General features: G+C 69.3%; 4 protein-coding genes. 2 read left to right on the forward strand and 2 right to left on the reverse strand.

What is annotated here, in order from left to right:
* Positions 1-128 precede the first annotated feature (128 nt).
* Positions 129-641 carry a hypothetical protein gene (locus ABZ885_RS37890; RefSeq protein WP_360199243.1) on the forward strand — a complete coding sequence of 171 codons (513 nt, stop codon included), beginning with the start codon at positions 129-131 and terminating at the stop codon, positions 639-641.
* Between the two features lie 142 nt (positions 642-783).
* Here ABZ885_RS37890 and ABZ885_RS37895 read toward each other — a convergent pair whose 3' ends face one another.
* A complete protein-coding gene (locus tag ABZ885_RS37895; protein WP_360199245.1) occupies positions 784-1,968 on the reverse strand; it encodes a trypsin-like serine protease in 1,185 nt (394 codons plus the stop codon).
* 32 nt (positions 1,969-2,000) lie between these two features.
* Complete coding sequence (locus ABZ885_RS37900; RefSeq protein WP_360199247.1) at positions 2,001-2,399, reverse strand: hypothetical protein; 399 nt, start codon at positions 2,397-2,399, stop codon at positions 2,001-2,003.
* Between the two features lie 402 nt (positions 2,400-2,801).
* On the opposite strand from ABZ885_RS37900, the gene ABZ885_RS37905 reads away from it, so the two are divergent.
* Positions 2,802-3,407: ALF repeat-containing protein (locus tag ABZ885_RS37905; RefSeq protein WP_360199249.1), on the forward strand; the 606-nt coding region annotated here is incomplete at its 3' end.

Here is a 3,407-nt window from a genome sequence, read left to right on the forward strand (position 1 = left end):
TCCTCCCCCACCACGCCTCTTTGCTCATCGCGCGGGGGGCCCCCCCCCCCCGCGGGGGGGGGGGTGGCGCCGCCCCGTGTCCCCGCCCGGGGTGCGGACTTGCAGGAGCGGTTCGCCAGGATGGCCCGATGCAGAGCATCGAGTTCTTCACCTACACGTCCGCCTTTCTGTGGGGCATCCGTGTCGACGGCGCAGACCTTCGCGTTCATGCCGCGGATGCCACCCGGGCCCTGTGGCGGCAGGAGCAGAGCCACGACGAGAGGACGCCGGAGGACACGGAACACTTCCTGCTCAACCAGTATGCCGGGCTGACGGGGTCCGACCTTCGCGACCCCGTGTCCCACTTTCTCGGCGAGGCCGCACCGGAGCTCAGGCACACGCCGACGGGTGCAACCGTGGTGCTGGGCTGCCCCTGCGGCATTTGGGAGTGCTGGCCCCTGTACACCCGCATCACCGCCACCGCTGAGACCGTCACCTGGTCGGCGTTCCGCCAGCCCCACCGACCGGCCTGGGGTGACCTCGCCCTCGGCCCGTTCGTCTTCCCCCGTCCCGACTACGAGGAAGCGCTCACCAACGCCGCCCACTTTGCCGAGGACTCGCTCACCGCCCTTCCTCCGGCCGGTACGCCCGACGTGGGGTGAGCGCAGTCCCCGTCAGATGCCCGGGCGGCTCCGAGGAGCGTTCCAACGAAAGGCAGTAGGGACGGGCAGCCGTGGCTCCGATCTCCACAGTGAGGAAGCCCGCGTCGGCGGCCGGCCGCCGACGCGGGTGATTGGTGTGGCGTCAGAGCGTCCAGACCTGGTCCGCGTACTGGGGAATGCAGTCGTACTGGGTCAGCTTCGACCCCGGGGCGGTGTCGCCGGACCACGCCACCAGGCACTTGTTGGAGTAGGTGTTGCGGATCTGGTAGCCGGTGTCGACCTTCTCCAGCTTCCAGACCTGGTCCGGGAACTGGGCGTCGCAGTCGGCCTGGACCACCGGGCCGCCGTTGTCCGGGGTCCGCCAGGAGACCAGCATGCACTTGTCGGAGTTGAGGTTGCGGATCTGGTAGTTGCCGGTCGCGGTCTTCTGGAGGTTCCAGGTCTGGTCGGCGTACTGCCTGTCGCAGCCGACCTGGAGCACCGGCGCGCCCCACTCGGGGGTCTGCCACGGGACGTAGGCGCACAGGCCGCTCAGGCTGTTCTTCACCGAGGCGGTGTGCAGCCGGGTGTCGAACAGCCAGCCGGCCAGATCGTCGACCCGGGTCTCCACCGCGCCGGTCCGGGTCTCGGTCGTGCCGAAGCAACCGCCCTGCCACGAGCGGCTGTTGACTGCGGCCAGTTCGACGCCGCCGCCGGACACGGCCCTCAGCGCCGGGCCGCCGGCGTCACCCTTGCAGATCGTGTCCTTGCCGGCCGTCTTTCCGGTCACCGCGATGGTGGTGTCGGTCGTGGACTGCACGGTGAACGAGCCGCTGTGCAGTGCGTACGGCGCCCACTCGTCCTTGGTCCGGCCGTAGCCGGTGGCGGTCAGGGTCTCGCCGACGACCGGTGCGCCCCCGATGCCGACGGTCGGAATGCCCTGGGCGGGCTTGGCGAGCTTGGCCAGTACCAGGTCGCGGTCGGCTCGCGGCACCAGCTCGGTCACCTCGGTGAGGAACCCGGAGGTGCTGTTCAGGTCGGTACGTCCGACCGTGGCAACGGTCTTGAGCTTGGGCGCGCCTGCCGCCAGGGCCAGCGGCTGGGCCGGATCGTCGGCGAAGCAACTGCTCGCGGCCAGCACCCAGTAGGGGTCGACCAGCGCGCCTGTGCACGAGCGCTGGCCACCGCCGATGTCGAGCTTGGTGGTGAACGTGTAGGTGCCGTTCGGGACGGTGTCGCCGGCGACGGCGCCGGCCGGGGCGGAGGAGAAGAAGGCGAGTGCGCCGGCGGCGGCAGCCGCCCCCAGCACGCATGCCCGCCAGGCGCGGGGTGAGGTCTTGCGAAGCACTTGTGGGTCCTGTCGGTCTGAGGGAGTGTGGATCAGCCGGTGACGCGCAGTTCGACGAGGACGGAACGCTTCCCGCCGGGCAGGCTCTCACCGACGGGTTCGGTCGACTTGGGCCCGACGTCCACCTGCGCCGTCTGGCCGCCTGCGACGAGCTTGGCGCTGACGGAGCGGTCCACGGTCCAGATGCCGTAGACGTCCGGCAGTTCCATGGCGAGGTAGCCGGTCGTGCCGGAGACGGTGAAGCAGTAACCGCGCTTGTCGAGGCGGGACTCGATGAAGATCTCGTTCGACGCCTGGCAGTCGGTCGGCACGGTGTTTCCCGGCCCTTCCTTGAGCCAGATGTGTCCGTCTCCCTGCTTCAGAACGATCTGCCGCTGCGTGCGGAGACGGTCGGCGCCGGGGTGCTGGAAGTCCTCGACGGCGGCGGGCATGGCGGCCTCCTCCGAGGCTGCACCGGGGGCGGCCTGTGCCGCTGAGAGGGACGCGAATCCGAGGCTTGCCGTCAGGGCACCGGCGGCGCAGGCCAGAAGGGTCTTCCGGGAGCGGGATATGGACAAAGCAGGTTCCTTCATTCTTGAGCTGGCATCAGATCTTGTGATCCGATGCCTAGTTCACGATGGGACGTGGGCTGACGATGCGTAAGATATCAGCAACCGTCGTTCGGAGGGATCTTGTTGAACTGCACAAGAACGACTCCCCGACGGGCGGTGGCGATTCGTCATCCGTGACCGGAGTCCGTGGCGCTTCTGCCCGTTATGCCGTTGAGCGTCGCTCTCGGCTGCCAGGGATTCCGCACACGTACTCACGTATGCCCCAGATGAGAGGAATGCATTGTGATCAACCTCTTGCGCTCCCCGGGAGCGCCGGAAGCCCCCGAGCGGAAACGGCACCCGGGAAGCCGAATAGCGGGATTGCGCGGAGCGTGTGCCGTCCTGCTGCCGGTGGCCCTCGCCGCGGGCCTGCTCGGTCCGGCACCTGCTTTCGCAGCCGGGCCGGCCCCCGTGTACAACCCACCCGTCGTCACGGACCGCGACCTCGTCCTCAATCTGTGGACGAATGGCGGGACCGGCGTGAAGGCGGCCGCGGAGGCCGCGTTGACCGGTTCGGACGAGGATGTCAAGCGCTTCCTGGAGGTCGGCCGGGACCTTGCGGAGTACCACGACGACCGGGTCGCGGCGTTCCAGATGTTCAGCCTCGGCGGTGCAGGTGTGCGGGAGGCCGCGACCACGGCGCTGAAAGGCTCCGTGGGCGACCTGCGTGCCTTCCTCAACGACGGCTGGAAGACGCCTCTGGAGCAGGACCGGAGGGTGGAAGCGTTCCAGCTGGTCGCCACCGGCGGCGTGACTGTCAGGGAACAGGCCACCGCCGCGCTCTTCCCCCGCCTCGACAGAGGGGACGAGCCCCCGCCAGTAGCTTTCGGCGTCGAGGTGCCTGCCGGT

This window comes from Kitasatospora sp. NPDC047058, from assembly GCF_040643935.1.
GTDB lineage: Bacteria > Actinomycetota > Actinomycetes > Streptomycetales > Streptomycetaceae > Kitasatospora.

Bases quoted from the DNA above. Each gene is read 5' to 3' on its own strand.
- ABZ885_RS37890 (WP_360199243.1), top strand. From the start codon at position 129: ATGCAGAGCATCGAGTTCTTCACCTACACGTCCGCCTTTCTGTGGGGC.
- ABZ885_RS37900 (WP_360199247.1), bottom strand. From the start codon at position 2,399: ATGCCCGCCGCCGTCGAGGACTTCCAGCACCCCGGCGCCGACCGTCTC.